The organism is Citrobacter sp. Cpo030 (assembly GCF_030333005.1).
Classification (GTDB): domain Bacteria; phylum Pseudomonadota; class Gammaproteobacteria; order Enterobacterales; family Enterobacteriaceae; genus Citrobacter; species Citrobacter portucalensis.
Genome location: NZ_JAOWGT010000047.1, coordinates 171,181 through 198,146, shown reverse-complemented (window position 1 = coordinate 198,146; position 26,966 = coordinate 171,181). Strand labels below are relative to the sequence as shown.

The window sequence follows — 26,966 nt, the reverse complement described above, 5'->3', positions numbered from 1 at the left end:
TGTAAATAGACCCGTTTTAGTTCCAGGCATTTTTTGAGATCCCGGCCAAATGATTGTGTTGCCGATATTCCTCCGGCGTCATATTGTTCAGTGATTCATGCGGGCGTTCACAGTTATATTCTGACACCCATCTTTCCGTGATTTCCCGCACTTCATTCAGCGTTCTGAACAGATAAAAATCGAGTATTTCTGTACGGTATGTTCGGTTAAAGCGCTCAATAAAAGCGTTCTGCGTCGGCTTACCCGGCTGAATAAATTCCAGTTTTACTGCATGTTGCTCTGCCCATTCAGCCAGTGCAAGTGAGATAAATTCCGGACCATTATCCATGCGTAGCATGACCGGATAGCCGCGATTTGCCGCGATCCTGTCGAGTACACGGACCACGCGCAAAGCTGGCAGATTCAGATCGATTTCAATCGACAATGCCTCACGGTTAAAGTCATCAACGACATTGAACGTGCGAAAACGACGGCCACAGACCAGAGCATCATGCATAAAATCGACAGACCAGCTCTGGTTCAGCGCTTCCGGTGTGGCCAGTGGCGAGGGATTACGCACCGGCAACCGTTGTTTGCCTTTACGGCGAAAATTCAGCTTCAGCAGACAATAAATACGATGGATCCTTTTGTGATTCCACGGGTATCCCTGCCGCCGCAGAACCTGGAAAAGTTTTGGAAAACCGTACCGTGGGTATCGCTCTGCCACTGCCTGTAACGCGACAATAACGGGTTCGTCACGCGTGGTATCCGGACGGTAATGGTAAACCGTTCTGCTCAGGTTCAGACTCCGGCAGGCCTGACGGATACTGAGTCCAAATGTCGTTATCAGATGAGTGACCAGCTCACGCTTAAAGGCTGGTTTTAAAGCTTTTTTTCGATAACGTCTTTCAGCGCCCGGTTCTCAAGGCTCAGGTCGGCAAACATCTGTTTGAGACGTCGATTCTCGTCCTCAAGATCCTTGATCTTTTTAATATCAGAAGCCTCCATGCCGCCGTATCTGGACTTCCAGTTGTAGTAGGTGGCTTCAGAGATACCGGCCTCCCGGCAGACATCTTTAACGGTTCGTCCGGCTTCAACCGATTTAATTACAGCAATGATCTGATGCTCAGTAAAACGGGCTTTACGCATAGCGATCTCCTTTGTTGGCAGAGTGATTATGCCGGAGGGTCTCTAAATGTGAATGGCACGATTATGCGGGATACTTACAAAGTAACCTACCACCTTTTTTCCTTTATTGGTTGCATAGGTATCCGCTACTTACTGTAACTTCGTGATAACAAAGAATTGTTCTGGATCAACTTCATAAATTCTTTGATTTCAAATTGTTATTCACGTACTGAATGATTACTGGTTTCACATGATTAAATTTTAACTTCAAATGAAGTATTCATTATCCTGATAATTAAAAATATTGTTCATTTAGAATGAAACTTTTAATTAGTTATTGCCGCAAACTAAGTTTACATTGCTTTACATAATAACATGCATGGCATATGCAACAATTATTAAGGTGATGATAGTTAAATGAAAATAAATAATTCGGCAATGATTCTGGTACTAGGGACGTTGTTCTGTGCACAAGCTCTAGCCGATTCAGAGAATGTAGTAACTGGTGGGTATGCACACACTAAAACGGCGGGAAACAGCTTTAATGGTGTGAATTTCAAGTACGGCTATACACCTGATGAATTTGACCTAGGTGTGGTTTCTTCTCTTACGATAACAGCGAATAGTAATGATGATATTGATCGTGGTTATGGTTCAGCTCTGGTTGGTGCAAGTTACCGTGTGAATGATGTTTTGAAACCTTATGTGATGATAGGTGTGGGCCGAGGTGCTGTTAAAACTGATGGCGATACCGATACTTCTACGGGCTTTGCATACAGTGCGGGAATCCAGTTAACCCCCATTTCTGGATTTACTGTTGATGCAGGCTATGAGGGCTCTAAGGTCTTTGGTTCACAGGTTAATAGCTTTGTTGTTGGCGCTGGATGGAAATTCTAAGGAATTAATAAATGAAATATTTGATGATGGTAGTTTGCGCTTTATCAGTAGTCTCGCTATCTGGCTGTAAGAGTCTGGATCAGCGTTTAAGTGAATGTGAAGCTCATGGCGTTGATAGAAATATTTGCTATGAACAGGACCAGGCTAATCAGCGCCAGTATCAGCAAACTAGTGCCACCCTAAGTAGTGCGAATACAATGGCAGATGCTTACAAAGAAGGCAGCGGCGATAGCAACAAGAAAAAGCACAAGTCTAAATTAGATAAGTTTTTTGGTGATTAATTTTCGGTGGGTATAATGAAAAAACTAATTGCGGTTTTTATTATTTCTTCTGCACTGATTTCTAACTATGTTCAGGCAACTACTAAAGTTTCCGAACCACATATTAACTCAGCAAAAAAATCAGGTGCGAAACAGTGGAAGGGAATGAAGTTAGAAGTAACTAAGAATGGCCTTACAGTAGATGGTAAACCAGCAGCGGTATCAGAAACGAATACGGAGGCGACTGTATATCAGCAAGGGCTGTTTTCGTATGTCGTTTATGTAAATGGCAAGATTGCTGTGATGGATGATAAAAACCAGTTTCAGGGCTATGCAAAATAAGATTTGGCTTATCGACTGAAGTTATTAAGAGAATTTGGATAAGTTTCACAGCACAATAACATAATCTGAAATTTAAAGAAGCATGTGAAAGAAGTAGTAGGATAATTTCTACAGCCTCCAACCATCATCGGAGGCTTTTTTTACGGATAAAAAGAAACCATCAGTCTAAATAACATGCTCCCCGTTGATTAAGGCTAGCGTTCGACCCGTTGAACTCACAGCTCATAGCGGACCTCAGCGGCAATAAAAGCTTTACCATCCAAGTTTGCTAATAGCGGTAGCGCTGGCGTGAAAAACTTGGATTGTTGTTTAAAACTCTTCCCCAAAACTAAAAACAAAGTTTAGATAATCAATGAGTTGTAAAAGGCAGTTACTGACTGTTTTTGAAAGTAGAAAGCCTGATAATTTCAGCTTTATCAGATGGTTGCTGTGATTTTGACAATGTAATGCTGCGCCCCACATGGGTTGGGTTGAAGCGGCTGACCTGATTGTTAAAGGTATGGAAGGCGCAATCAACGCCAAGACCGTAACCTATGATTTCGAACGTCTGATGGACGGCGCTAAGCTGCTGAAATGTTCAGAGTTTGGTGACGCGATCATCGAAAATATGTAATCCAGATTCTGGGTTGTATGAGAACGGGAGCCGAGAGGTTCCCGCTTTTTTGTGCACAGAAAATCCCAGTTAGGCTGGGGGTTCCGGAAAGCTTTCAGCTTTGGGCCAGTTATTAATATCCCTTTTGATTTGTTAAAACACCTTGCGGTCTGGCAACTGCAAGGGTTAAACAAGAAATCAAAAGGGGGTCCCAATGGGGGGCGAAAAGAGCTTAGCGAACACCCGATGGAACTGTAAATATCATATAGTTTTTGCGCCCAAATACCGAAGACAAACATTCTACGGGTAGAAACGTAGGGCGATAGGCAGCATCTTAAGAAAGCTGTGCAGATCATATCCATATGCTTGTGGAAATCCAGCCCAAAATGAGCGTATCCGGCTTTATGGGGTATCTGAAAGGTAAAAGCAATCTGATGTTGTATGAGCAGTTTGGTGATATGAAGTTTAAATACAGGAACAGGAAGTTCTGGTACAGAGGTTACTACGTCGACATGGTAGGTAAGAACACGGCGAAGATAACTGTCTGCAGGAGTACATCAGGACGCAATGCCTGAATTAACTGAGCCAGCTTAATTGCGGATTTCTTTTACCTGGGTGTCCAATCAATTAAGCACAGTACAGTGACATTATCATGCGTCATGTCGCCGCAGTGTTCCGCATTAACTATGACTGTAGCCCGATGTGGTGATCTTTCATGCGGGTTTGTCCCTTATGCCTGCTTCTACGGGGCTGAGTGTAAGAAACCGGACTACTAGTTCAACTATCATTATATTAATGGATTATTGTTCTCAACATCTTCCATGTATAAAAGCGTATCGTCAACAGAGTAGTAATGCCGTTTGTTATCATTGACATCCGTAACCCATCGGAAAACGCCAGCATTGATAAGTGTTGCAGTATATTCGCGAAATGTGGATTTCCCGGAATAATGAATCTGGGCTGCTTTTTTTACTTGTTCCGGGTTCTTGTTTGTGCTGACTTTCAATAAGTCTCTTTTCCCTCTTATTAATATTACTTCATCATTTTCTGTAACAACTCTAATGTTATCAGTAGCTAGGTAGTAAATATAATAAGCAATATTCTGGCGTTTCAGTTCAGAGTAAAACCACGGAAAGTTATGTTCCTTTCTCACTTGCTCAAACATCTTTTCAAGAACGTCAACCTGATCCATCAGGATTATAACCTATTGTTAGTCATGAGAGCGTGTAGTGTGCACGATCGGTTTTATCACTTCAATCTGGTCTGACCTTTTGGTACGGACAGCGGAGCCATGAGAGTAATTGCGCGCAGCCCATATACGCGTGCGCACTTGGTGCATGCAATTATTCTTTTGCTGAAAATTTGTACGGAAATACATGCAGAGCGTTTGCTGCTATGGGATAAACGCCCAGGCCTTCTGTTCTGGCTTTGATTTCCTCGAAAGAGAGTGAAGGGGAGGGTTCTCGTCCGCCCCACAGATTAATGCCTTCAGGAACATCGTCCCGGCTGTACTCCTCGGCGATCTCGATGGTTCCGCCACTATTCAATTCGATCACGACGCTTTTCCCGTCAACAGGAATGAGGTTACCGTCATTGTCTGTGATAAAGATTTTCATTTTCTTACCTCTTATTAGTACATGTATATGATAACAAAATTGGAAAGAGGGATGTCACTATTGCCTTGATCTCTTCAAGGATAATTTTATTTAAAAATCAATTTGTTATGTTGTGGTTTTGGAAATGTGACTCGACGCATGGCGACTTTTGTTTCTGTCTACCATGCTCTGTAGAGATAAATTAGAACACGTCAATGCTCATCGCAACGACTGATCAGTTTTCGCTACAGGACATGAGAATGCGCAAAGCACTTTTACCGGTAACCGCTGCGGTGTGTCTTTTTTTGATCGGTGTTTTTATTCTTAATATGCAGCTTTGGTATTCATCTTCGACAGAAACCCTTGGAGGAGCCCGATATGCCGTTAAAAATATGGATAACATACTTGATGAAGCTTTCCAGGCAACCCGTACCGCAAGGCATATTGCTGAAAAAAAATGTGATCTGGAGGGACAATACCAACTTGGAACCGAAGCTGCACTTCGCCCTCATTTGCGAACGCTGATCATTATCCGGCAGGGGAAGGTTTGGTGTACGTCATTGCCGGGGAATAGGATTTTACTTAAGCAAATCCCCGTAATTGCTGATACAAATCTGTTGCTGACTCCCGCAAGAAATACGGAAAACGAGATACCTGTTCTGCTGTATCAAACTCGTTTTCAAACCAGTCGTATTATTGTCACTATTAGTGGGGTGCATATTCGAGGGGCTCTGAAAGTTCCGTTAAAGGGAGTAGCATACTCATTGCTTGTGGGTGACGCAGCACTCGGTTTATTGGGCGATGTAAAAACCGTTACAACAAGCGCACGTGCGTCTGGTCAAGTTAATTCCGCAAAGTATCCGTTCAGTATTATTTATAATAAACCGCCACTGTTTAGTGCAAAAAGACTGGTTACACAGGGTTCAGGGATTCTGGTTTTTATCCTGTTAATGTCTTTTGCAGCCGCTTATGCCATTGATAAATATCTGAACAAGAACGATACCCCTGAAGAAACGTTGCGCAGGGCGATAGTAAAAGGAGAGATCGTGCCTTTTTATCAACCTATCGTAAATGGTCGCGAGGGGACGTTACGCGGTGTTGAAGTGCTGGCCCGATGGAAACATCCAAAAGCCGGGTATATTTCTCCTGCTTCCTTTATACCTGTAGCGGAAAAATCAGGCCTGATAGTGCCACTAACTCAAAGTCTGATGAGGCAGGTCGCGGCGAATATGAACGCCATTGCCAGCAAACTGCCATCCGGCTTCCATGTCGGCATTAACTTCAGCGCATCCCATATCACATCCCCTACATTCGTGCAGGAGTGCCTGCATTACAGGGATAGCTTTAACCGCGATGACCTCAATCTGGTAATCGAAGTTACTGAGCGCGAGCCGTTAGATGTGGATGAAGATCTTGTGCAGAGGCTCAATATCCTGCATGAGAATGGCTTTGTGATTGCGCTGGATGATTTTGGTACGGGCTATTCTGGGCTTTCTTATTTGCATGACCTGCACATTGATTACATTAAAATCGATCAGAGCTTTGTGGGAAGGGTAAATGAGCTTCCCGATTCAACCCGAATTTTGGATTGTGTTCTCGATTTGGCGCGCAAGCTGTCTTTAAGCATCGTTGCTGAAGGGGTTGAAACGAAGGCTCAGCTTGATTATCTCAACAAAAACAACATTGTTTTCCTGCAAGGGTACTATTTCTATAAACCAGTAACCTTCACTGAGTTCGTCATGATTCTGCTGTCAAAGCCTAAAGTGAAGGTTTTTGTCGAATAAATACAAGATAACCTAATTGATGAAAAGTGAGCATGAAATCTGCTTCGGTAGCAAAAATCCGACGATTATCTTTATCGTGAGGCAAATCTCGGATTCTGTTATTTAAAATCTATACCCTTATCGATGTGGTGGTTATTTGTGTTTTCATATACAGCAACTGGATAATGGTATGGCAGATATAACATTCGCGATGGAGCGTGATTCAAGTCACAAAGCGGCGAAAAATAAGTTGGATGTGCGAAGCAAAGCGAAGAACACAAATCGCAATCAGCTTGCGATTGCCGCAGTCCTGTTTTTAGGCGGTATCGTCGGGATTATTGTTTTGGCATTATATCTAATGGTGCAGGAAGGGGTATTTCTGTATTAATTGTTTAAATATTCTTATATGTTAAAATAAGATGATGATTATATCTTGTGTCTTCTCTCAATAATATTCTGCTGGTCGGGGTATTAGTGTGCCCCGACCAGCAGGATCTTATAAAATTAGAACTGATAATTTAAAGATACCCAGTAGTTACGACCAGGGTTTACGTATCCGGTAGTGGATTGTGCAGTCTGATAATAATCACCTGCGTAGGTGCTATTGCGGCCCACCTGGTACAATTTGACCTCACTAAAGTCTTTATCCAGCACGTTATTAACCGCCGTATTAAGCGTCAGATCTTTGGTCAGCTTATAAGACATCCCCATGTCGACAACGGTCCAGGCTTTTAAATCAGCGCCTTTATCGTCATAGACGGCCTTTTGTACCGCACTAAGGTTGTCGTAATTTTCGGTAAAGCGTGGGGCTTTGCCGCGATAACGTGCGCTGAGCCAGGCGTTCATATCTTCCGTTGCCTGCCAGTTCAGACGGGCGTTAGCCATATGTTTTGGTGTGTAACTTAATGGCGCGCCTTTATTGTCACCATCTTTTTGCTTGCTCTGAGTGTAGGTGTAGTTGAGAGATAAGGTCAGCACATCCGACCATAGAGGGAAGGTGCTGGCAAATTCAACGCCATCGGTCCTTGCCTTGCCGCTGTTGGTATAGCTGTTGGTATTATCATCGATAGAATATGAGACAATTTTATTTTTGTATTCGGTATAGAAGCCGGTAATGTTGGCGTTAAGCCCGGCGTCGTTCTCGTAATACAGCCCGGTTTCGTAGCTAATACTTTCCTCAGGTTTGAGGTCCGGGTTACCGACCGTATTCACCGTTCCCTGTGCGGTTACACCGCTGATCCCGTTATGCAACTGGCTTAGTGATGGTGCTTTATATCCTGTCGTCACGCCGCCTTTGAGCGTCCAGGCGTCGGAAACGTCCCAGACCATATAGGCACGCGGGCTGAGATGACCGCCAAAGACATCGTTATGCTCATAGCGTGTTCCTGCGGTTAAGGCCAGCGAGTCGAGAATATGCCATTCATCTTCCGCATAGGCTGCCCACGTTTTTTGATGGAACGTCTCGCCGGTATTGGCCAGCACCACACCATCTTTCATCCGTGCATCCCAGTATTCTCCGCCAAGGGTTAAGAGGTGTGAATCACCTAATGGCGTCAGCAGCACTGAGTCAAGAATGACGTTGGTGTTCTTCAGTTCACGCGCGTCACCGGCCCGGCCTGCGTTCTCTGGCGTGAGTGCGGAAGATACCAATTGCCGGCCTTTGTTTTCGGTTTCATTCCAGCCGAGGGAGGATTTCCAGGTGCCGAACGTTAAGGCTGTATCGTGGCCGAGGGTCACTTTGTTACGCTCATAGCGTAGCGTTTTATCATACCCTCCTGTCAGGTTGCCCAACTGCCCGTCATCGTTGTCATAGCGCTGTCTGGCGGAGTCGAGATCTAACCATAACGTATTGTTTTCGTTGGTTTTCCAGTCGAGACGCGTGCCAATATTATAGTTTTCCGACTCGGTAGGATAAGGTACGCGGGTGGAGGAGGTATCGCTGAGGGAGGTGACGCTGGAACCCTGACGCTGGGTTGTGCTCCCCCGAACCTGCATATCCAATACGCCCGCAATCAACGGGCCGCTTGACCAGAAGTTGGCGACCGTACTGTTACCCCATTTATTACTCTCTTGCAGGTTAACGCCGGTATTGATGGAAGTGCTCCATTTATCGGTGCTTTTTTTGGTGATGATATTCACCACGCCACCGATTGCGTCGGACCCATAAAGCGTCGACATCGGGCCGCGGATCACCTCAATATGATCGATCGCCGCCAGTGGGGGCATAAAGCTGGTATTCATGGCAGAGAAACCGTTTGGCGTTACGTCGCTGCTGCCGTTTTGACGAATACCGTCAATCAGGATCAAGGTATAGCTGGCAGGCATGCCACGGATGCTGATCTCCAGACCGCCGGTTTTACCGGTGCTGCTTTCAACATCTACCCCTTCAACAGAACGCAGGGCTTCACCTAAGTCATTATATTTATTGGTTTGTAACTCTTGCTGCGAAATAACAGAGACGCTGGCGGCGGCATTGGTGATTTTCTTTTCATAACCAGAAGCGGTTACCACCATGACATCTTCAGCAAATACCAAGGGGCTGGAAAATCCTAAACAGGACAGAACGACAGAGGCAACAGGTTTTAAACGCATAGTCAAACTTCCTTTGTTAAAAATTCAAAGGCAGTAAGATAATTGATGGAAATGATAATACAAATAATTATCATTACAAATTTACATAACTTGTCACTTCTGGTGTTTTTCTTGAATAAATATACATAAATTGTCATGAGTTTTAGATAAGGAATTAGCAGGAAGGAACAATAGTCCGCACAGGCAATTATTAGTTCGGGATTAATATCCCTGTGAATAAATGGCGAGGGATTAATCAATTTTCTGAGATTCACATCGTACTCATAACGGAGTATCAGAAAAAAGTATGATAATTTTAGAAAATCGTCATACTTTTCTGCGCCGCATCATTTTTTTCGTCATTTCTGTCCGCCATAATCCCTTCCCCAGGAGACTGCTTAACGTCGGTAAATCGTTATGCAGCATAAAAATAACGTAAATCTGGATAACATAATGATCAAAGGCAAGCTGGCACTGCTTACGTGCGCATTGACTCTCGCATTAACCTCACCACTTCTTGCCGCGCAAAATGCGAGCGAAGGGCAGACGTTAAAACTGGCAATTGGACCAGAACCAACGGAAGGGTTTGACCCGATGCTGGGCTGGAGTCATGGCAGCTATTTGCTTTTGCATGCACCATTATTAAAACAAAATGCAGATATGAGCTGGGGAAACCTGCTGACGGAAAAAGTAGAGACCAGCGCAGACGGCAAAACCTGGACATTGACGTTAAAACCTGACCTTAAATTCTCTGATGGTTCCCCGCTAACCGCTGAAGATGTGGTGTTCACCTATAACAAAGCAGCAAAAAGCGGCGGCAAAATCGACATGGGAAACTTCACCCATGCCAGCCTGAAAGATAACCGTACGGTAGAAATTACGCTAAATAGCCCACAGAGCACCTTTGTGAATGTGCTGGGTTCTTTGGGTATTGTTCCGGCGAAACGGTATGACGAAAAAACATTTGCCAAAAATCCGATTGGCGCGGGTCCTTATCGGCTGGTGAGTTTTCAGCCGGGGCAGCAGTTGATCGTTGAGGCGAACCCCTGGTATGCCGGTAAGAAAAATGATTTCAGTAAGCTGGTGTTTGTCTTCCTTGATGAAGATAACGCTTATGCCGCAGCGCGCAGTGGCCAACTGGGACTCGTACGTATCGCGCCGTCGATGGCGGTCGCTCCTCAGCAGACAAATTTAAAACTTTGGGTACGCGATAGCGTGGAAAACCGGGGCATTGTGTTCCCGATGGTTCCTGCAGGTAAAAAAGATGCCAATGGCTATCCGATTGGGAACGATATCACTGCCGATGTTGCCATCAGGCGCGCCATCAACTATGCCATCGACCGTAAGCAGCTTGCCGATCAGGTCATGGAAGGTCATGCGATTCCTGCATATAGCGCAGTGCAAGGGCTGCCATGGCAGGGGCAATCCGTTGCGTTCAAAGATGGTGATAGCGAAAAAGCACGTACGATTCTGGAAGAAGCCGGCTGGAAGGTAGGTAAAGATGGCGTGCGAGTGAAAGACGGCAAAGAGGCTCGACTGACTTTATGGTACGCCAGCGGTGACAGTACGCGCCGGGATTTAGCCGAAGCTGTTCGCGCAATGCTGGAGCCGGTGGGTATTCAGATCTCGCTGCAATCGGGAAGCTGGGAAACCGTTGAACGTCACATGCATGCGAACCCGACGTTATTTGGTTGGGGAAGCCTGGATCCGATGGAGCTTTTCCATCATTACAGTAATCAGGCCGCGGGCGTGGAATATTACAACCCAGGCTATTACAGCAATCCTGTTGTTGAACAGCACCTTAAACAGGCTATCGACGCCCCAGACTGGCAAAAGGCGTTGCCTTTCTGGCAACAGGTGGAGTGGGATGGCAAGCAAGGGGCTGGCGTGCAGGGCGATGCTGCCTGGGCATGGCTGCTGAATATTCAGCACACCTACCTGGCAAATCCGTGTATTGATTTAGGCAAAGGCGCACCGGAGATTCACGGTAGCTGGTCACTGCTCAATAATCTGGACGAATGGACCTGGACCTGCCGTTGATGAAGTCTGTTGTGGGCCATTTTCTACGGCTGATAGTGTTATTAGTGCTGGTTGCGGCTGGCACTTTTGTGCTGCTCAGCTTTTCTCCAGTCGATCCGATTCGCGCTTATATTGGCAACGATCTCCTGCATGTGCCGCCGGAGCAATATGCACGCATTGCTGCTCGCTGGGGATTGGACCAGCCGCTATGGGAGCGTTTTGGTCACTGGTTTTTACGGGTATTGCAGGGCGATCTCGGCTATTCCATGTTGTTTAATGCGCCGGTTGCCAGCGTGATCAAGGAACGCTTTTCCACCTCGTTTGCGCTGCTTGGCGGCGCGTGGCTACTCTCCGGCATATTGGGAACGGCAATGGGGTTTGTCGCGGGTCGCTACCTGAATCGCTGGCCGGACAAAGCAATCTGTCGCCTCAGCTATCTGCTCTCCTCGTTGCCAACCTTCTGGATTGGCATGTTGCTGCTGGCGTTATTTGCCGTGCGCTGGCCGGTATTTCCGGTCTGCTGCGCATGGGAGCCGGGTAACAGCGGCGATATGGCCATGCTTCCCGAGCGTCTGCGCCATCTGGTGCTTCCCGTTTGCGCGCTCAGTTTGCTGGGACTGGGACAAATTACGCTTCATACGCGGGAAAGCATCGCCAGCGTAATGAAAAGCGAATTTGTCCGTTTTGCACGTTCCCAGGGAGATAAAGGCTGGTCACTGTTACGCCATCAGGTTCTGCGTCATGCAATTACGCCTGCGCTGTGTTTGCAGTTTGCCTCACTGGGAGAACTGCTGGGAGGTGCACTATTGGCCGAAAAAGTCTTCGCGTATCCAGGACTGGGGCAGGCCACCATTGATGCCGGATTACGCGGCGATCTGCCGTTACTGATGGGGATTGTGTTGTTCAGTACCGTACTGGTGTTCATTGGCAATTCGCTGTCTACCTGGCTTGTCCGTATGTTGAACCGTGCTCTGGAACGACCTGATGCTTTATAACCCGACGCCGACGCTAATTCGTCTTTTGTTCTCTTTCAGCTGCCTGTTATTCATTGCAGTATATGGTGCCGCAATGCTGGATAATCCGTTGAGCGTTAATCTGCTTGCCCGTCATCTTCCACCTGATGCGATGTATTGGTTTGGCACCGATAATCTTGGTCGCGATCTGTGGATCCGTTGTTTTCAGGGGGCACTAACCAGTCTGCAAATTGGTATTGGTGCGGCGTTGTGCAGTGGCTTGATTGCGTTAATGATGGCGGCGGTTTCGCGCATACATCCGCGTCTGGATGTGCTCATGCGCCTTATAACTGATGCCATGCTGTCGATGCCGCATCTGCTGTTGCTTATTTTGATCTGTTTTACGCTGGGCGGCGGGAAAAACGGGGTAATCATGGCGGTTGCATTAACGCACTGGCCGCGTCTGGCGCTAATCCTGCGTGCTGAAGCGCAGCGCGTGGCCCACAGTGACTATCTGACGTTGACCTGGCGTCTGGGGCACGGCCATTTTTACTGCTGGCGGCATCACTATCTACCGGCGTTGTTACCCCAGTGGCTAACGGGAACATTGCTGATGTTTCCCCATGCAGTGTTGCACAGCGCGGCGTTAAGCTTCCTCGGTTTTGGACTGGCACCGCATGAACCGTCGCTGGGCCTGCTGCTGGCGGATGCGCTGAGGTTTATCAGTCATGGCGACTGGTGGTTAGTGCTGTTTCCTGGACTGATGCTGTTCAGTCTGGTGATGTTATTCGATCAGCTCGCAAGGGCGGTGCATCGTTTATGGTTACGAGGTGACGCATGTTGAGTTTAAGGCAGGTCTCACTGGACGTGGCGCGTTATCGCTGGTACGGCGCGAAAAACTGGTCTTCGCTGTTGCAGGATATCTCTTTCGACGTAGCGCCTGGTCAGATGGTGGCGCTAGTTGGAGGAAGTGGAGAAGGTAAAAGCCTATTGCTGCAATGTCTGCTCGATCTCTTACCAGACAATTTGCGTTTCAACGGCGTTATTACCCTGGAAGGTAAAACGCTGGACAGTGATGACATTCGCAAATGTCGTGGCAATACCTTTAGCTACGTCCCGCAAGGTATTCAGGCACTTAACCCGCTGCTCTCGATTGAAAAGCATCTGCGCAGGGCATGCCAGCTTTCTGACCAGCAATGGAGTGCCGGAAAAATTGAACGATTGCTCCAGCGTAGCCGACTGGAAAGTCGCGTATTAGATGCTTTTCCGCGTCAGCTTTCAGGCGGTATGGCAAAACGTGTTCTGGCCTGTCACGCGTCTCTGAGTCAGGCTCGCTATATTCTGGCGGATGAAATTACCGCCTGGCTTGATGCACCTCTCGCTAATCAACTGCTTGAACAGTTGCGTGAGCAATGTGAGCAAGGGGCTGGCGTTTTATGGGTAACGCATGACCTCACGCTGGCGGCCCGCCATGCGGATCGTATTGTCGCTCTGCATCAGGGAAGGGTGTCGGATAACGTCAGCCGGGAACAGCTGTTACGCGGAGAGATTAGCGAACACCTGCAACGACAATGGCGGGCGCTGCCTGAAAGAAATCAACTTTTTGGAGAGCGCGATGCTGTGCTGTCGTGATGTAACAATCCGTCAGGGGGAAAAGGTTCTGTGGCAAAATCTGACCTTTTCTCTACGCCCTGGAGAACGTATTGGGATTTGTGCGCCCAGTGGAACTGGCAAAACGACGCTGGGACGCGTGCTGGCGGGCTGGCAGAAACCAACTTCCGGTGACATTCTGGTTGATGACCAACCTTTGCCGATGCACCAGTATTGCCCGGTGCAACTGGTGCCACAGCATCCGGAATTAACTTTTAACCCCCGACGCAGCACCGGTGATGCGGTGTATGATGCATGGCGACCGGCTGCTGCAATGCTTACCCGTCTTCACATCAATCCAGAGTGGTTAACCCGCCGTCCCGGACAACTTTCTGGTGGTGAACTGGCGCGAATTGCTTTACTTCGCGCGCTGGACCCGCGGACACGTTTTCTTATTGCCGATGAAATTACTGCCCAGCTTGATCCTTCTATTCAACGGGATATCTGGGCGCTGCTGCTTGAAGAATCTCAGCGTCGGCCATTGGGTATGCTCATTATCAGTCATCAGCAGGCACTGCTTGATCAGATCTGCACGCGAGCGCTACTCTCTTAGGTCTCTTTCGCATTTCAGGCAAATAACTAACGTGATCGTAAAAACTATCGCTGTGGCTGCGCTAATGTACGGGGCGGGTGCTTTTGCAGCACATGCTTCCATTCAGGTGGGTTTTTCACCGGAAGGATCGGCTCGGGCTTTAGTGCTGGATTCAATCAACCATGCGCAGCACAGCATCGATATGATGGCTTATTCATTTCAGTCTGCAGATATTGTTCATGCATTGGTCAACGCTGAAAAGAGAGGCGTTGTGGTTCGGGCTGTTATCGATAAGAAACGAAACCAGGGTAAGGTGAGCCAGAAGGCCATCGCTTTTGCTGCCGCGAATGGGGTTGATGTTCAACTGGATGGTCACTACCACATCCAGCATGACAAGGTAATGATTATTGATGGCGACACGCTGGAAACCGGTTCGTTCAACTTTGCCAAATCCGCAGAATTTGCTAACTCTGAAAATGTGTTAGTTATTCGTGACGAACCTGCCGTTGTTGCGCAGTATCAGGCCCATTTTGACAGCCGTTGGAAAATCGCGCACCAGAGCGGTTAAATGTTTCACAACGCCGTTGATTTAAATGTGATGTTATATTATAACATTTCACTCGCAATTGATTTGAGGGTGAAATTTTGGCTATTCGTTTTAAGAAACTGACAATCGCTCTGGGGATGCTTTTAGTCAGTAGTTCGGTTCTGGCGCATGGTCATCATTCCCATGGTGCGCCAATGAGTGAAGCAGAACAAAAGGCGTCTGAAGGGGTATTTGATGACAACCAGGTGCAGAACAGGGCGCTGACCGACTGGGATGGCATGTGGCAATCTGTCTATCCGTATCTGGTCAGCGGCGAGCTTGATCCGGTGTTCAAAAAGAAAGCGGAGAAAGATAAAAGCAAAACGGCAGAACAAATCAAAGCGTATTACCGTACAGGCTATGCAACCAACGTAGACACTATCGGTATTGAAAATGGCGTGATGGAGTTTCATACCGGGAATCAGGTTGCATCATGTAAATACGACTATGCCGGATATAAGATCCTAAATTATAAATCAGGCAAGAAAGGTGTACGGTATCTGTTTGAGTGTAAAGCTGCTGACAGCAAAGCGCCAAAATATGTGCAATTTAGCGATCATATTATCGCGCCGCGTAAATCGAGCCACTTCCATATCTTTATGGGAAATACCTCGCAGGCAGCCTTGCTTGAAGAGATGGAAAACTGGCCTACCTATTACCCTTATCAGTTGAAGGGAGAAGAGGTTGTGGATGAGATGCTGCACCATTAATCCGGGCTAACCTTATCTGTACACACCCGTCACCAGTGGCGGGTTTTTTAATTCATAACCTTTTCTTTCCATCACCCGATGCATTCGTTAGCATATTGTATCGCAGCAAGTGCATGTGTTTTTTCAGGAAGAGGTTAACGTGTTCGCAGAGTATGGAGTTCTGAATTACTGGACGTATCTGGTGGGAGCCATTTTTATCGTGTTGGTACCGGGGCCAAATACGATATTTGTGTTGAAGAACAGCGTCGGTCGGGGAGTGAAGGGTGGTTATCTCGCCGCAAGCGGTGTGTTTATCGGTGATGCCGTGTTGATGTTTTTGGCCTATGCCGGTGTTGCCGCATTGATCAAAACAACGCCTGTTTTGTTCAATATCGTTCGCTATCTTGGCGCGTTTTATCTGCTGTACCTCGGTGCGAAGATCCTGTATGCGACACTGAAATCGAAAGCAAGCGACGCCGCACCTGAGGAAGTCCCGTTTGGCGCTATTTTTAAGCGAGCATTAATTCTGAGCCTGACGAATCCCAAAGCTATTTTGTTTTATGTTTCGTTCTTTGTGCAGTTTATTGATGTCAATGCACCGCACTCAGGGCTGTCATTCTTTATTTTGGCCATTACGCTTGAAGTAGTGAGCTTTTTCTATCTGAGCTTCCTTATTTTCTCCGGCGCGTTTGTGACGCAGTATATTCGCACGAAGAAAAAACTGGCCAAAGTGGGTAATTCCCTAATCGGCCTGATTTTCGTTGGTTTTGCCGCTCGTCTGGCCACGCTTCAGTCGTGATGCCATTGGCCCGCTGGTTGCGGCGGGCCTTCAATATGACGCTTTGCTTGTCATTTATAATTGTAGGGTTATAACCAATAAATGGTATTTTAAATGTATATTTTGAGGCGTACCCTGTGTACAGCAGCGATTCAATAAGACTCGCTGGTTGTCGACTGGAAAAGGGAAGAAAAATGCTTCAAATTCCACAGAATCATATCCATACACGCTCTACACCATTCTGGAACAAAGAAACTGCGCCTGCCGGAATTTTCGAACGCCACCTTGATAAAGGAACTCGTGCTGGGGTTTATCCACGACTTTCGGTTATGCAGGGGGCGGTCAAATATCTCGGATACGCCGATGAACACAGTCCGGAGCCAGTAGAGGTGATGGTTATTAAAGCCGGTCAGTTTGGCGTTTTTCCGCCGGAAAAATGGCATAACATCGAAGTGATGACCGACGACACTTACTTTAATATCGATTTTTTCGTTGCCCCGGAAGTTCTGATGGAGAGTGCAAATCAACGAAAAGTCGTGCGCACCGGCAAGGAGTAAATCATGGGCAAAGCAACCTATACCGTAACCGTGACCAATAACAGCAACGGTGTTTCTGTTGATTATGAAACAGAAGCGCCGATGACATTACTGGTGCCGGATGTGGCAGCAGAAGTGGTCAAAGACTTGGTCAATACCGTTCGTTCGTACGATACCGAGAATGAGCATGAAGTCTGCGGATGGTAGGTATTAAATACTCTTACTGATTGAATACAAAGAATTTTAATGTACTAACCGCACAGCGTTTTGACGGCGCTGTGCGGTTATTTTATTTGTGTTGAACGTAGTGATGTCCGAAAAAAGATTCCTTAAGAATACCTTAAGAAATCCGCATTGAATGCTAATTGTCGATCATTCACAGGAGTTATGATCGCAAAAAAGTAACAATACAGAACATCGCGCTTATGAAACTGAATACCCAAATTACATTCCCCACACTTATTCTAGGACTGGTCATTGTGGCGATCCCGTTCACCGCGAACTGGAATCTTCCGCTGCTTAACGGCACTGTCGTCAGATGGATCGAAAATGGGCAGGCGCTATGGCTACTGTTTGGTGCGGTATTTACCCTTGGCTATATTCGGCCTTTATCACGACCTGAAGGCGAGAAGCAATTTTGGCTTTGGGCAGCCGCGTGGTGGTTGGTATTGCTGGGGAGAAGCACCAGTTGGGGCCGCGACTATTTCCCGGAGCAGCCTAAACTTCTGTTCAGAGCTATCTCTGTTGTAATGATTTCCATGATTATTCTGCCGGTGCTGTTGTCGAAGCGCTTACGCCTGGATATTGTCCGACGTGTGCGTAATGAACCGCTACCGCTCTGGCTGCTGGCGATCACCGCCTGCGCATTTTTGATTTCCGATACGGTAGAGCATCATCGTCTGCTGGCTCCCATCTTCCTGCACAATGCCCAATATGGCGATATGATTGAAGAATTGTACGAACTGCCGTTTATGGCTGGCCTGTTTCTGATGAACCTCGGTTTTATGCAGCGGGATATGCAGGAGGAATCTGCCTCCATCCGTTTCAGTGAACCTCACCTGGTAAAGTAATGAGATAAGACCTGAGTCTGGGTAACCAGACTCAGGTGGCGATGGTGGGGAATTACGCAATGGCCTCACATAAGCGTGATTTCATGTCGCTATACGATTGAGCGGCATACTTTTCAGCCCATCTCTGATCGCTAATGTGCTCGATATTTACGGCACAATATTTGGTTTCCGGCGTTTTCGAGATTGGATCGAGGTTATCCTGGGTCAACTCGTTGCATGCACCAATCCACCATTGATAGGTCATATAAACCGTTCCGGAATTGATGCGCTCGGATACATCCGCACGGCTGATGACCTTACCCCGACGCGAGCTGACCCACACCAGATCACGATGACGGATACCGAGTTTTTCGGCATCATTGGTATTGATTTGCACATATCCTGGTTCATCAGCCAACGCTTGTAACGCTGCGCAGTTACCGGTCATAGAGCGACAGGAGTAATGCCCAACCTCACGCACGGTACACAGTACCAGCGGATAATTGTCATCCGGAACTTCTGCGGGCGCTCGCCACGGTGCGGCAAACAGTTTGCCTTTGCCGTTGGCGGTATCAAACTGGCTGTGTGCGTAAAGGTATGGCGTACCAGGACTATCGAGATCCGGGCATGGCCACTGAACATGCCCCATTTCCCCCATTTTCTCATAGGTCACGCCGTAGAACAGCGGACACAGCTCGCGCATCTCATCCCAGATTTGCTGGTTATTTTGATACTGCATTGGATAGCCCATTTCGCTGGCCAAAAGGCTGATGATCTCCCAGTCACGTTTTACATCAGCGGTGGGTTCAATCGCTTTCTCAAAACGCTGGAAGCCGCGATCGGCGCAGGTAAAGACGCCGCCATGTTCGCCCCATGAGGTGGCGGGCAGGAGAACATCGGCCATTTCCGCTGTCTTAGTCATGAAGATGTCTTGCACGACGATAAAATCGAGCGCGTTAAACCCTTCGCGGACTAGGCCCAGGTCGGCCTCGGTTTGCAGCGGATCCTCTCCCATGATGTAGTAGGCTTTTATTTTGCCTTCGATAGCCAGGTGTGGAACTTCAGTGATGCGCGTTCCAACCTTGTCATCCATCTGATTAACGTCAATGCCCCATGCGTTGGCGAATTTTTCCCTGACTACGGAATCGGTCACGTCCTGATATCCCGGGAACTGGTTAGGTAGTACCCCCATATCACACGCACCCTGCACGTTATTTTGCCCGCGCACCGGACCAACGCCGACGTTAGGGCGACCCAGATTCCCGGTCAACAACGCCAGGCTCGATAAACCGCGAACCACATCAACAGCCTGACCAAACTGAGTGACGCCCATCCCCCACATGACGGTTGCCGATGGTGCTGCGGCAAATGTACGCATTGCCTGACGAACCTGCTGTGCGGGAACGCCGGTCAAATGTTCAACGGCTTCAGGCGCATAGTCCTTAACGGTTTCCCAGTATGTTTCCAGCCCTTCCGCATGCTTTTGCACATACTCGCGATCGTAGAGTTGCTCTTCGATAAGAACATGACCAAAGGCATTAACCAGCGCCATGTTGCAACCGTTTTTCAGCTGCAAATGTTGGTCAGCGATACGGGCAGTTTCAATACGACGCGGGTCACAGACAATGATTTTTGCGCCATTCTGGCGAGCTTTAATCACTCGTCGGGCCACGATCGGGTGCGAGTCGGCGCAGTTATAACCAAAGATCAGCAGGCATTTTGAGTTTTCAATATCGCTGATGGAATTGCTCATGGCGCCATTGCCTAACGTTTCTTGTAACCCGGCAACGGAAGGGCCATGACAGACGCGGGCACAACAATCGACATTATTGGTATGAAGTACACCACGTGCGAATTTTTGCATCACGTAGTTAGTTTCATTTCCGGTTCCCCGGGAGGAGCCGGTGGTCATGATGGCGCGAGGACCATAGGCTTTTTTGATTTCAGACAGGCGTTTTGCGGTGTAGCGAATGGCTTCATCCCAGCTAACGGGCGTGAATTTGCCACCTTTTTCATAACGGATCATCGGGCGAGTCAGACGGGGAGTCAGGAGGCGAGTGTCGTTAAGAAAGTCCCAACCATAATAGCCTTTCAGGCATAACTGATTTTGGTTCGTTACACCCTCTGCGGCTTCGGCACGGATGATTTTGTTATTTTCGACAACAAGCTTGAGCTTGCACCCGGCCCCACAGTATGGGCAAACACTGGTGATTTTTTTCATCAATAACAGACCTGTTAAATGCTGAAATAGCGCGAATTGTAGACGCAGCCACGCGATAAGCACCGCGGACTACGATTTGTCGTAGCGACGGGTTGTTAAAGCATAAAGTGTGCCAGAAGTGAAAACCCAGCAATAACGGGGCTGACGGCAAAAGCGTTAAGGATAATGACTGACGATTCGACATTAATGACGAGGAGCGGCAAAAATTTAGCCTACCGGTCAGCAGTCATAACCTTATGAAACATCGGAAAAAGATGAAAATATGAAGTGATGACGATCACAAATTTTAATTTTTCAGCGCTATGCTATGCTTTTATACAACGAGTGAATCGTTAATTTAAAAACATAAGTGAGGAAAATTATGGGCATTATTTCATGGGTGGTTTTCGGTCTTATCGCTGGGATTTTGGCAAAATGGATTATGCCGGGTAAAGATGGCGGCGGATTCTTTATGACCATTATCTTAGGGGTTGTCGGTGCGGTAGTGGGTGGCTGGATCAGTACCTTCTTTGGTTTTGGTAAAGTTGATGGTTTCAACTTCGGCAGTTTCGTCGTAGCGGTTATCGGTGCGATTGTGGTGTTGTTTATCTACAGAAAAATCAAAAGCTAAGTAAACATACAGACAATAGAGGCCACTGATAAGTGGCCTCTATTTTGGTTACCACCACCCCAGTTCCGTGCCCAGAACCACGATGATCGCCACGCCAATCATAATAATCGTTGTTTTTTTCATCGTTATGCTCCCGGCGCAGCGTAGCCGCCAATAAAAAACCAGGATAAGAAAACGACAGCGGAAATGAAAATAATGACAGGGAAAATAATACCGAGTCGCATACGATTATCTACCAGAGTTATTTAAAGACGAGCCAGCATAGCAGGGCTTAATGTACGACAAAAGGGGTTTTATCCTGACGCTTTTTATCCTGATACATTGCGCTGTCTGCAAGATGAAGCGCACAGTTTACATCAGTCTCCAGCGGATCAATTTCCACCACACCCAGACTGGCACCAGGATAATACAGATGAATATCACCCAGGTGGTAGTCACCGCAAATCTGCTGTTGCAGCTGATTTTTGACCTGCTGCAGACGCATAAGCTGATCAAGTTCATCTTCCGCTGACAGGCGAACGACTAAAAATTCGTCACCGCCCAGTCGACCGAGAATGTCATTATCACTACATTCACGGAGCAGGCGCTGCCCAATCTGGATCAGGAACTGGTCGCCAACCTCGTGGCCAAAGCGGTCATTAATCAGTTTGAAATCATCCAAATCGATATAGGCAACAACTATCTTCTGCCTGAGGTGGCGGGCAAGCGAAAAAAGGGTCTCCAAATTTTCAAAAATTGCGCGCCGGTTCGGTAACCCTGTCAGGGCATCGGTGTAGGAGTGAGCAATCAGCGCGGCGTTCGCTTCACGTAACTGAGCAACCAGCGACTCTTTTTGAATCGACTGGGCGATCAGACCGGCAAACAGATGTAATACTTGTTCTCCACGTTGGCTCAGTGCCTGCTGACGGCGGCTGGTAGCGCAGAGTGTACCGTAAAACGTTCCGTCCGGAAGATGAACGGGAGTACTTAGAAAGGTGGTGATGTCCAGTGCGCGAGCAGCGGTACATTCCGGCCAGCGTGCGGGCACGTTGTCACTGTACAGACAGTTTTCCTCAATCGCGCGTTTGCACAGCGTTTCATCCCACGGCACGGATAGCCCTTCGGGGATCTGCATTTGGCGGCTATTACGCGCATACAGAATATGCTGCAGACGGGCATCCAGATCGACCTTGGTCAGGTAGGTTGATTCCATCTCAGTCACCATCTCCAGCATCTCCAGAAGTTGGCGAACCAGACTCTCAACTGACTGCTCCGTAGCTAAGGATTGTGAGACTCTGGCAAGGATCATGTCCGACATGAGGTGAAATGCTCCTGAGTAATGATTGGGCTGACGTTGCCCGCATGATAGAACATCGAGGTGAAAGATGAAACACGCCATCCAGCTCAGAATGTTAACATAAAATGGATAGCTGACAGGAAAACATGGAGATAGATGGAAAGTCGGGGTAACCTGCCAGGATAAGGTTTTTAACAGGAGTAAATATGAAACTGGCATCTATTTTTTTGCCCGGCTTGCTGGTGCTGGCGGGGTGTACCACGGAACCGGAAGCGCCTGTGCCACCAAAAGTTGGCATGGCGAATCCAGCATCGGTGTATTGCGAACAAAAGGGCGGTTCGCTGATTCCAGTACAGACGCCACAAGGCGCTAGATCGGATTGCAAACTACCCGGCGGGGAAGTGATTGATGAATGGTCACTCTGGCGTAGAGATCATCCGGCAACGGGCAAGTGATACGCGGTCAGCATTGACGTAGCCACTCAGCGAGCACCAGTGCGTGGTTTTGCTGGGTATTTTTCGCCGCATACAGTAGCGTTAAGGTTTGCTGTCGGGCAATCTCTGCGAGGCGCTTTCCTTCCTGCTGCTGTTGAGCCAGCTCTGCGCGATATTGTTCGGAAAAGTGTGAAAAATCGATCAGTTCTGCGTGGAATGCTTTGCGCAATTCAGAGGATGGCGTCAGCGTTTTATTCCATTCGTTGAAAGCAAGGTCAGTCTTTTTTATCCCGCGTGGCCACAATCGGTCGACCAGTACGCGATAACCATCGCTTTTTTCTGCCGGGTCATACACGCGTTTACACTGAATCTTCATCTCTTCATCCGCTCCTTTCAGCTACCGCTCAGGTATTGCTCATCAATTTTATTACGGTTAAATAAGATCGTAAAACGTGACCATTATAGCATTTTGCCTGTCCTGACTCCCAATTTAAGGGATTGTGATACCACTAAAAAGTCGGTAGGCTGAGGCTCCTTATGCTGTCCCTTATTGTCAGGACACAAGGAAAGCTTAATGGAAATTTCCCCAATTAAAGATACGCTTCGCATTGCGCTGGTGGGTGATTACAGCCCCAATATTGTGGCGCACAAGGCTATTCCCCTTGCTATCGATGATGCTGCCGCCGTTCTGGAATTAGTGGCTGATTACGACTGGCTAACTACATCTGATATCAACAGCAGTGAGGACTTGATTGGCTATGATGCCATCTGGGTCGTTCCAGGCAGTCCATATCGCCATCTTGAAGGGGCGCTGATAGCGATACGCTACGCGCGTGAAAACAGCATCCCATTCCTGGGTACCTGCGGCGGTTTTCAGCATGCGATTCTGGAGTACGCCCGCAACGTGCTGGGCTGGAGCGATGCCGGCCACGCCGAGACGGACACCACGGGTCGAATGGTGATAGCACCATTGACCTGCTCGCTGGTAGAAAAAACGGATGATATTGAGCTGCGGGCCAATACGCTGATTGCCAAAGCCTACGGGCGGGATGTTATCACCGAGGGATATCACTGCAACTATGGCGTATCGGAGGATTTTGCCGCCGAGCTTGAAAGCGGCGATCTTCGGGTGACCGGTTGGGATGAGGTTGGTGATATTCGTGCCATTGAGCTGGTGACGCATCCATTTTATGTTGGCACGCTCTTTCAACATGAACGCGGAGCGCTGGCGGGAAAACCCGTGCCGTTAGTTCAGGCGATGCTGCGCGCCGCGCGCGGATAAAAAAACGGGCAGGTTGTTCACGAACCTGCCCTGTGCATTATGCGCTCGCGATCTCCCGATTGCGCCCCGCGCACAAACCAAATACCGCCATCAGCATCGCTAACACGGCGACCCCGCCAAGAGGAATCAGCCAGCTATCGTTGAGGTCGTGAATTTTCCCCATCAGTGGTGGTCCGCAGGCCGCCAGTAAATATCCGACAGACTGTGCCATGCCGGAGAGGGCAGCAGCCTGATGCGCTGAGCTTGCGCGCAGGCCAATAAAGGTCAAGCCGAGGATCATCGTCGCGCCCGAGCCAAAGCCAAACAGGATGGTCCATAGCAATGCCTGGTCGGGCATTATGGCGAATCCCGCCGCGCCGACGGCGCACATTAATGAAACCAGAGCGGCGATGGCGCGCTGATCCTTAAATCTGTTCAGGACGAGAGGAATCAATAATCCCGGCGCGGCGGTCGCCAGCTGCAGTAAACCATGCAGTGAACCGGCCTGCGACTCGCTGTAGCCGTGACTGATCAAAATAGCGGGCAGCCAGCCGATGATGACGTAGTAGATAAGCGAATTGATCCCCAGAAACAGCGTCACCTGCCAGGCGAGGCTGGAGCGCCAGATCGCGCGGGAATGCAGCGCGCGCGAGTTGCTCAAGCTGGCATTGGCCGTCTGGCGGCATTGGGGTAACCAGATAATCAGCGCCAGTAGCGGAAAGGCCATCAGTACCATCAGCGCACCGCGCCAGCCAAACCCGTTCAACGCCAGCGGTACCACAATGGCGGAACCCAGTGCCGCTGCCGCGCCCATGGTCAGCGAGTATGCGCCAGTGAGCTTCGCCACATGCTGAGCAAAATCACGCTTAATCAGTCCGGGTAAAAGCACATTGCCCAAGGCGATTCCGCAACCAATGATCGCGGTGCCGCTAAACAGGAACCCGGGTGAGGGCAGCGAACGTATCGCAATACCAGCGCAAATCAGTAGCATAGCGACACACAAGCTGCGTTCGATACCCCAACGGCGCGCAACGGCGGCAGCCAGAGGTGAAACCAGTGCGAAAGCCAGCAGTGGCAGGGTGGTCAGAAGCCCCGTCTGGGCAGTGCTCAGACCGTAGTCGGCGCGAATTGCATCCAGCAACGGGGCAGCTCCGGTAAAGGTGACGCGCAATGTGGTGGCAATCATCAGGATCCCCGCGATCAGCAACGCTGCGTTCTTGCCACGGGAGGAAGGAGTATTTGTCATTTTTTTCTCATATCGTCAGGCGAGGCGATACCTTAGCGTTTTTACACAATGGATGAATCAAGCTAAAATGACAGTTTATCGCTTAAATCGGACATTTTTATGTTAGGACTGAGGCTGGATGGATATGAACCGGATCTTCACCACGATGCGGCCGTGGCGTTTTGTATTCAGGCCCGGGAAGATGAACTTTTTAGTCCGCTGCATCAGCACCGTAAAGGCCAGTTGATTCTGGCGTTGCATGGCGCGATCACTTGTGAGGTTGAAAATGCTATGTGGATGGTGCCCCCGCAATATGCGGTGTGGATCCCCGGTGAAATTCCACACAGCAACCACGTTACCGTTGGCGCACAATTATGCTTTTTGTTTATTGAGCCGCAGGCCGTCGTGATGCCCGATCGTTGCTGCACGCTGAAAATTGCTCCGTTGTGCCGGGAGCTTATTCTGGCGCTGGCATCCAAAACGGATGCCCAACGGCTGGAGCCGGCAACCCAGCGGCTGACGCAGGTGTTGTTTGATGAACTGCCGCAGCAACCCCAGGAGCAAATGCAGTTGCCGGTTTCCGATCACCCGAAAATTCGCAGAATGGTCGCAACGATGGCGAGAGAGCCTGCACAATGGCAGACATTGGGACAATGGGCCAGCGTATTTGCGATGAGTGAACGTAACCTTGCTCGCCTGGTCGTCAAAGAAACGGGGTTGAGTTTTCGCCGCTGGCGTCACCAGCTCCAGCTGATTCTGGCGCTGCAGGCGTTAATTGATGGTCGCAATGTACAACAGGTCGCGCAAATGCTCGGGTACGATTCGCCCACGGCATTTATCACTATGTTCAAAAAAGGCCTGGGACAGACACCAGGCCGTTATCTGAACGGGCTGGCTACTGCTTCCCAACAATCAATGAGACCAGACCTGCCGCAATAAGCGGCCCCACTGGCACACCGCGAAACAGCGCCACGCCCAGTACCGTGCCCACCAGTAAACCAGCAACAAGCTGAGGCTGGCTGCCCATTAGCGTAACGCCGCGTCCGCCAAGCCAGGAGACAAATACCCCAACGGCAATAGCAACCAGTGATTTCCAGTTCACAAAGGAGTGGATGAGCGTGGAGGGCGGTAGCGTTCCGCTGGCGATCGGCGCCATGACGCCAATGGTCAGAATTATAATCCCGACGGTCAGGCCCTGTTTTTCAATCCAGGGAAAGAAGGTATTCAGAGGGGTAACACGGACAATAATCAGCACCAGAATTGAAACAGCGACAGTGGTGTTGTGGCTGACAAAGCCCAGAGCTGCCAGTCCGAGCAGGATCAGCAGAGTGACATCAAACATCGTAGTTTCCTTGCCAAAAGAAAAAATAAGCCTGCTTACTGTACGCGTAAACGCGTGACGGAACAGGCTTTTTTTAATGATTATGATTTTTTTTGGGCTAACGCACGAAGCGATGTTTTTTACTGCTAACTTGGGCAGTTATTGTGCTCTGCGGAACGGGATTAATTCCGGTTTCGCGATGCGCAGGTAATCTGCGGTATCCATGATCACGGATTTTTCCAGCATTCCGGCATTGAACGCAATTTCATTAAAACGCTCAAACAACAGCGGGTCGGCGACCAGCTTGAGATTCGGATGAAAACTGAACGGTGGGATAGCACCAAATACGCAGCCTGTTAGTTCATCTACCTCCGCCGGGCTGGCAAGTGACGCTCTCAACCCGCCAATATGGCTAGCCAACAGGCTCAGGTCCGCCTGCTGATCGGCAGAGAGGATCGCCAGAACATGCTGATTGACGCCGTTGCCTTTTACTTTGCAGACCAGCGCTTTTGCACCCTGACCCAGCGCGGTACCGCGAATTTCAGAGACAGCTTCACATTTGCCTACGGCTTCATGGCTGACTACGCGGTAGGTCGCACCGTGTTCTGACAACAGGGAGATTAAACGCTGGTGCGTTGCGTTACCTTTGTTTACTTCCGTCATGACTTACTCCTGGTACAACAATGAAAATCCTGTCAG

Annotated in this window: 31 protein-coding genes and 3 pseudogenes; 22 read left to right on the top strand and 12 right to left on the bottom strand. The window is 48.6% G+C overall.

All coding sequences use genetic code 11. The annotated features are described in order from the left end of the window. Nucleotides 1-16: 16 nt before the first annotated feature. A protein-coding gene (locus OGY37_RS06055) for an IS3 family transposase (protein ID WP_103848104.1) occupies nt 17-1,128 on the bottom strand; the annotation gives its coding sequence in 2 pieces (ribosomal slippage) (nt 17-867 and nt 867-1,128; 1,113 coding nt in all). A 396-nt stretch (nt 1,129-1,524) separates the two neighbouring features. Between OGY37_RS06055 and OGY37_RS06050 the strand changes: the two genes are divergently transcribed. The 5 genes and pseudogenes from OGY37_RS06050 to tnpA form a co-directional block, all read left to right on the top strand. Further along, nucleotides 1,525-2,004 (top strand): Ail/Lom family outer membrane beta-barrel protein, encoded by a 480-nt coding sequence (locus tag OGY37_RS06050; RefSeq protein ID WP_148362095.1) that lies wholly within the window; start codon nt 1,525-1,527, stop codon nt 2,002-2,004. 11 nt (nt 2,005-2,015) lie between these two features. Next, nucleotides 2,016-2,285, top strand: a complete 270-nt coding sequence (locus OGY37_RS06045; protein ID WP_126318412.1) for a hypothetical protein — start codon at nt 2,016-2,018, stop codon at nt 2,283-2,285. Nucleotides 2,286-2,300: 15 nt separating this feature from the next. Beyond that, on the top strand, nt 2,301-2,606 hold the full coding sequence (locus tag OGY37_RS06040) for a hypothetical protein (RefSeq protein ID WP_186336555.1): 306 nt from the start codon (nt 2,301-2,303) through the stop codon (nt 2,604-2,606). A 457-nt stretch (nt 2,607-3,063) separates the two neighbouring features. Beyond that, a pseudogene (locus OGY37_RS06035) lies at nt 3,064-3,219 on the top strand (isocitrate/isopropylmalate family dehydrogenase); the annotation flags it as partial. 193 nt (nt 3,220-3,412) lie between these two features. Next, nucleotides 3,413-3,737: pseudogene (gene tnpA / locus OGY37_RS06030) on the top strand (IS200/IS605 family transposase); the annotation flags it as partial. 248 nt (nt 3,738-3,985) lie between these two features. Here the strand turns inward: tnpA and OGY37_RS06025 are convergent. Together OGY37_RS06025 and OGY37_RS06020 are read right to left on the bottom strand one after the other, a co-directional pair. After that, nucleotides 3,986-4,390, bottom strand: a complete 405-nt coding sequence (locus tag OGY37_RS06025) for a DUF1398 family protein (RefSeq protein ID WP_063941460.1) — start codon at nt 4,388-4,390, stop codon at nt 3,986-3,988. 151 nt (nt 4,391-4,541) lie between these two features. Next, a complete protein-coding gene (locus OGY37_RS06020) occupies nt 4,542-4,814 on the bottom strand; it encodes a hypothetical protein (RefSeq protein WP_286620331.1) in 273 nt (90 codons plus the stop codon). Nucleotides 4,815-5,053: 239 nt separating this feature from the next. Here OGY37_RS06020 and pdeG point away from each other — a divergent pair, with 239 nt between their 5' ends. Both pdeG and OGY37_RS06010 read left to right on the top strand, forming a co-directional pair. Beyond that, the gene (gene pdeG, locus OGY37_RS06015; protein WP_148362094.1) at nt 5,054-6,577 is read left to right on the top strand and encodes a cyclic di-3',5'-guanosine monophosphate phosphodiesterase PdeG; all 1,524 of its coding nucleotides are present in this window, start codon (nt 5,054-5,056) and stop codon (nt 6,575-6,577) included. A 169-nt stretch (nt 6,578-6,746) separates the two neighbouring features. Then, nucleotides 6,747-6,944 carry a hypothetical protein gene (locus OGY37_RS06010; RefSeq protein WP_003832412.1) on the top strand — a complete coding sequence of 66 codons (198 nt, stop codon included), beginning with the start codon at nt 6,747-6,749 and terminating at the stop codon, nt 6,942-6,944. Nucleotides 6,945-7,060: 116 nt separating this feature from the next. On the opposite strand, the gene OGY37_RS06005 is transcribed toward OGY37_RS06010, so the two are convergent. Then, the gene (locus OGY37_RS06005) at nt 7,061-9,148 is read right to left on the bottom strand and encodes a TonB-dependent receptor (RefSeq protein ID WP_003832414.1); all 2,088 of its coding nucleotides are present in this window, start codon (nt 9,146-9,148) and stop codon (nt 7,061-7,063) included. Nucleotides 9,149-9,544: 396 nt separating this feature from the next. Here OGY37_RS06005 and OGY37_RS06000 point away from each other — a divergent pair, with 396 nt between their 5' ends. The 11 genes from OGY37_RS06000 to OGY37_RS05950 all read left to right on the top strand — a co-directional run bounded on the left by OGY37_RS06000 (nt 9,545) and on the right by OGY37_RS05950 (nt 17,940). Then, nucleotides 9,545-11,167, top strand: coding sequence for an ABC transporter substrate-binding protein (locus OGY37_RS06000; RefSeq protein ID WP_148362092.1), 1,623 nt, complete (start codon nt 9,545-9,547; stop codon nt 11,165-11,167). Beyond that, nucleotides 11,167-12,141 (top strand): ABC transporter permease, encoded by a 975-nt coding sequence (locus OGY37_RS05995; RefSeq protein ID WP_148362681.1) that lies wholly within the window; start codon nt 11,167-11,169, stop codon nt 12,139-12,141. Before OGY37_RS06000 ends, OGY37_RS05995 begins: the two co-directional genes overlap by 1 nt. After that, the gene (locus OGY37_RS05990; RefSeq protein ID WP_003832419.1) at nt 12,131-12,943 is read left to right on the top strand and encodes an ABC transporter permease; all 813 of its coding nucleotides are present in this window, start codon (nt 12,131-12,133) and stop codon (nt 12,941-12,943) included. Before OGY37_RS05995 ends, OGY37_RS05990 begins: the two co-directional genes overlap by 11 nt. After that, nucleotides 12,937-13,731: an ATP-binding cassette domain-containing protein gene (locus OGY37_RS05985; RefSeq protein ID WP_126956065.1), complete on the top strand. Its 795-nt coding sequence runs from the start codon at nt 12,937-12,939 to the stop codon at nt 13,729-13,731. Before OGY37_RS05990 ends, OGY37_RS05985 begins: the two co-directional genes overlap by 7 nt. After that, a complete protein-coding gene (locus tag OGY37_RS05980; RefSeq protein ID WP_286620329.1) occupies nt 13,715-14,302 on the top strand; it encodes an ATP-binding cassette domain-containing protein in 588 nt (195 codons plus the stop codon). The genes OGY37_RS05985 and OGY37_RS05980 overlap by 17 nt, the downstream gene beginning before the upstream one ends. Nucleotides 14,303-14,333: 31 nt before the next feature. Beyond that, nucleotides 14,334-14,849, top strand: coding sequence for a phospholipase D family nuclease (locus OGY37_RS05975; RefSeq protein WP_126318400.1), 516 nt, complete (start codon nt 14,334-14,336; stop codon nt 14,847-14,849). A gap of 77 nt (nt 14,850-14,926) precedes the next feature. After that, nucleotides 14,927-15,577, top strand: a complete 651-nt coding sequence (gene zinT / locus OGY37_RS05970; RefSeq protein ID WP_003832427.1) for a metal-binding protein ZinT — start codon at nt 14,927-14,929, stop codon at nt 15,575-15,577. Nucleotides 15,578-15,716: 139 nt separating this feature from the next. Beyond that, nucleotides 15,717-16,355 carry a leucine efflux protein LeuE gene (gene leuE, locus OGY37_RS05965; protein ID WP_003832429.1) on the top strand — a complete coding sequence of 213 codons (639 nt, stop codon included), beginning with the start codon at nt 15,717-15,719 and terminating at the stop codon, nt 16,353-16,355. 173 nt (nt 16,356-16,528) lie between these two features. Then, nucleotides 16,529-16,891, top strand: coding sequence for a DUF1971 domain-containing protein YeaR (gene yeaR / locus OGY37_RS05960; protein WP_286620339.1), 363 nt, complete (start codon nt 16,529-16,531; stop codon nt 16,889-16,891). A 3-nt stretch (nt 16,892-16,894) separates the two neighbouring features. Continuing rightward, nucleotides 16,895-17,077, top strand: coding sequence for a DUF1869 domain-containing protein (locus tag OGY37_RS05955; RefSeq protein ID WP_003832433.1), 183 nt, complete (start codon nt 16,895-16,897; stop codon nt 17,075-17,077). Between the two features lie 218 nt (nt 17,078-17,295). Beyond that, on the top strand, nt 17,296-17,940 hold the full coding sequence (locus OGY37_RS05950; protein WP_063941469.1) for a hypothetical protein: 645 nt from the start codon (nt 17,296-17,298) through the stop codon (nt 17,938-17,940). Between the two features lie 52 nt (nt 17,941-17,992). On the opposite strand, the gene fdhF is transcribed toward OGY37_RS05950, so the two are convergent. Continuing rightward, on the bottom strand, nt 17,993-20,140 hold the full coding sequence (gene fdhF, locus OGY37_RS05945) for a formate dehydrogenase subunit alpha (protein WP_126318395.1): 2,148 nt from the start codon (nt 20,138-20,140) through the stop codon (nt 17,993-17,995). Nucleotides 20,141-20,501: 361 nt separating this feature from the next. Here fdhF and OGY37_RS05940 point away from each other — a divergent pair, with 361 nt between their 5' ends. Next, nucleotides 20,502-20,750: a GlsB/YeaQ/YmgE family stress response membrane protein gene (locus OGY37_RS05940; protein ID WP_003832440.1), complete on the top strand. Its 249-nt coding sequence runs from the start codon at nt 20,502-20,504 to the stop codon at nt 20,748-20,750. Between the two features lie 48 nt (nt 20,751-20,798). Here OGY37_RS05940 and yoaJ read toward each other — a convergent pair whose 3' ends face one another. From yoaJ to OGY37_RS05925, 3 genes are read right to left on the bottom strand one after another with little or no spacing between them, the layout of a single operon-like run. Further along, on the bottom strand, nt 20,799-20,873 hold the full coding sequence (yoaJ, locus tag OGY37_RS05935; RefSeq protein ID WP_095533175.1) for a protein YoaJ: 75 nt from the start codon (nt 20,871-20,873) through the stop codon (nt 20,799-20,801). A gap of 2 nt (nt 20,874-20,875) precedes the next feature. After that, nucleotides 20,876-20,974: a YoaK family small membrane protein gene (locus OGY37_RS05930; RefSeq protein WP_032941789.1), complete on the bottom strand. Its 99-nt coding sequence runs from the start codon at nt 20,972-20,974 to the stop codon at nt 20,876-20,878. Nucleotides 20,975-21,021: 47 nt separating this feature from the next. Next, nucleotides 21,022-22,047, bottom strand: a complete 1,026-nt coding sequence (locus OGY37_RS05925; protein WP_003832442.1) for a sensor domain-containing diguanylate cyclase — start codon at nt 22,045-22,047, stop codon at nt 21,022-21,024. A gap of 185 nt (nt 22,048-22,232) precedes the next feature. On the opposite strand from OGY37_RS05925, the gene OGY37_RS05920 reads away from it, so the two are divergent. Beyond that, nucleotides 22,233-22,481: a putative hemolysin gene (locus OGY37_RS05920; protein ID WP_149280839.1), complete on the top strand. Its 249-nt coding sequence runs from the start codon at nt 22,233-22,235 to the stop codon at nt 22,479-22,481. A 7-nt stretch (nt 22,482-22,488) separates the two neighbouring features. Here the strand turns inward: OGY37_RS05920 and OGY37_RS05915 are convergent, their stop codons facing one another. Continuing rightward, on the bottom strand, nt 22,489-22,836 hold the full coding sequence (locus OGY37_RS05915; RefSeq protein ID WP_003832445.1) for a DUF488 domain-containing protein: 348 nt from the start codon (nt 22,834-22,836) through the stop codon (nt 22,489-22,491). Between the two features lie 198 nt (nt 22,837-23,034). Between OGY37_RS05915 and OGY37_RS05910 the strand changes: the two genes are divergently transcribed. Next, entirely contained in the window at nt 23,035-23,742 is a 708-nt protein-coding gene (locus OGY37_RS05910) for a CTP synthase C-terminal region-related (seleno)protein (protein ID WP_149384620.1), read from the top strand. A 37-nt stretch (nt 23,743-23,779) separates the two neighbouring features. On the opposite strand, the gene OGY37_RS05905 is transcribed toward OGY37_RS05910, so the two are convergent. Next, entirely contained in the window at nt 23,780-24,967 is a 1,188-nt protein-coding gene (locus tag OGY37_RS05905; protein ID WP_003832449.1) for a CynX/NimT family MFS transporter, read from the bottom strand. 99 nt (nt 24,968-25,066) lie between these two features. On the opposite strand from OGY37_RS05905, the pseudogene OGY37_RS05900 reads away from it, so the two are divergent. Further along, nucleotides 25,067-25,865: pseudogene (locus OGY37_RS05900) on the top strand (AraC family transcriptional regulator). On the opposite strand, the gene OGY37_RS05895 reads toward OGY37_RS05900, so the two are convergent. Together OGY37_RS05895 and OGY37_RS05890 are read right to left on the bottom strand one after the other, a co-directional pair. After that, entirely contained in the window at nt 25,842-26,288 is a 447-nt protein-coding gene (locus OGY37_RS05895; RefSeq protein ID WP_003832453.1) for a DUF441 domain-containing protein, read from the bottom strand. The pseudogene OGY37_RS05900 and the gene OGY37_RS05895 sit on opposite strands and share 24 nt — an antisense overlap. 138 nt (nt 26,289-26,426) lie before the next feature. Continuing rightward, nucleotides 26,427-26,930, bottom strand: a complete 504-nt coding sequence (locus OGY37_RS05890) for a YbaK/prolyl-tRNA synthetase associated domain-containing protein (protein ID WP_126318388.1) — start codon at nt 26,928-26,930, stop codon at nt 26,427-26,429. Between the last annotated feature and the right edge of the window lie 36 nt (nt 26,931-26,966).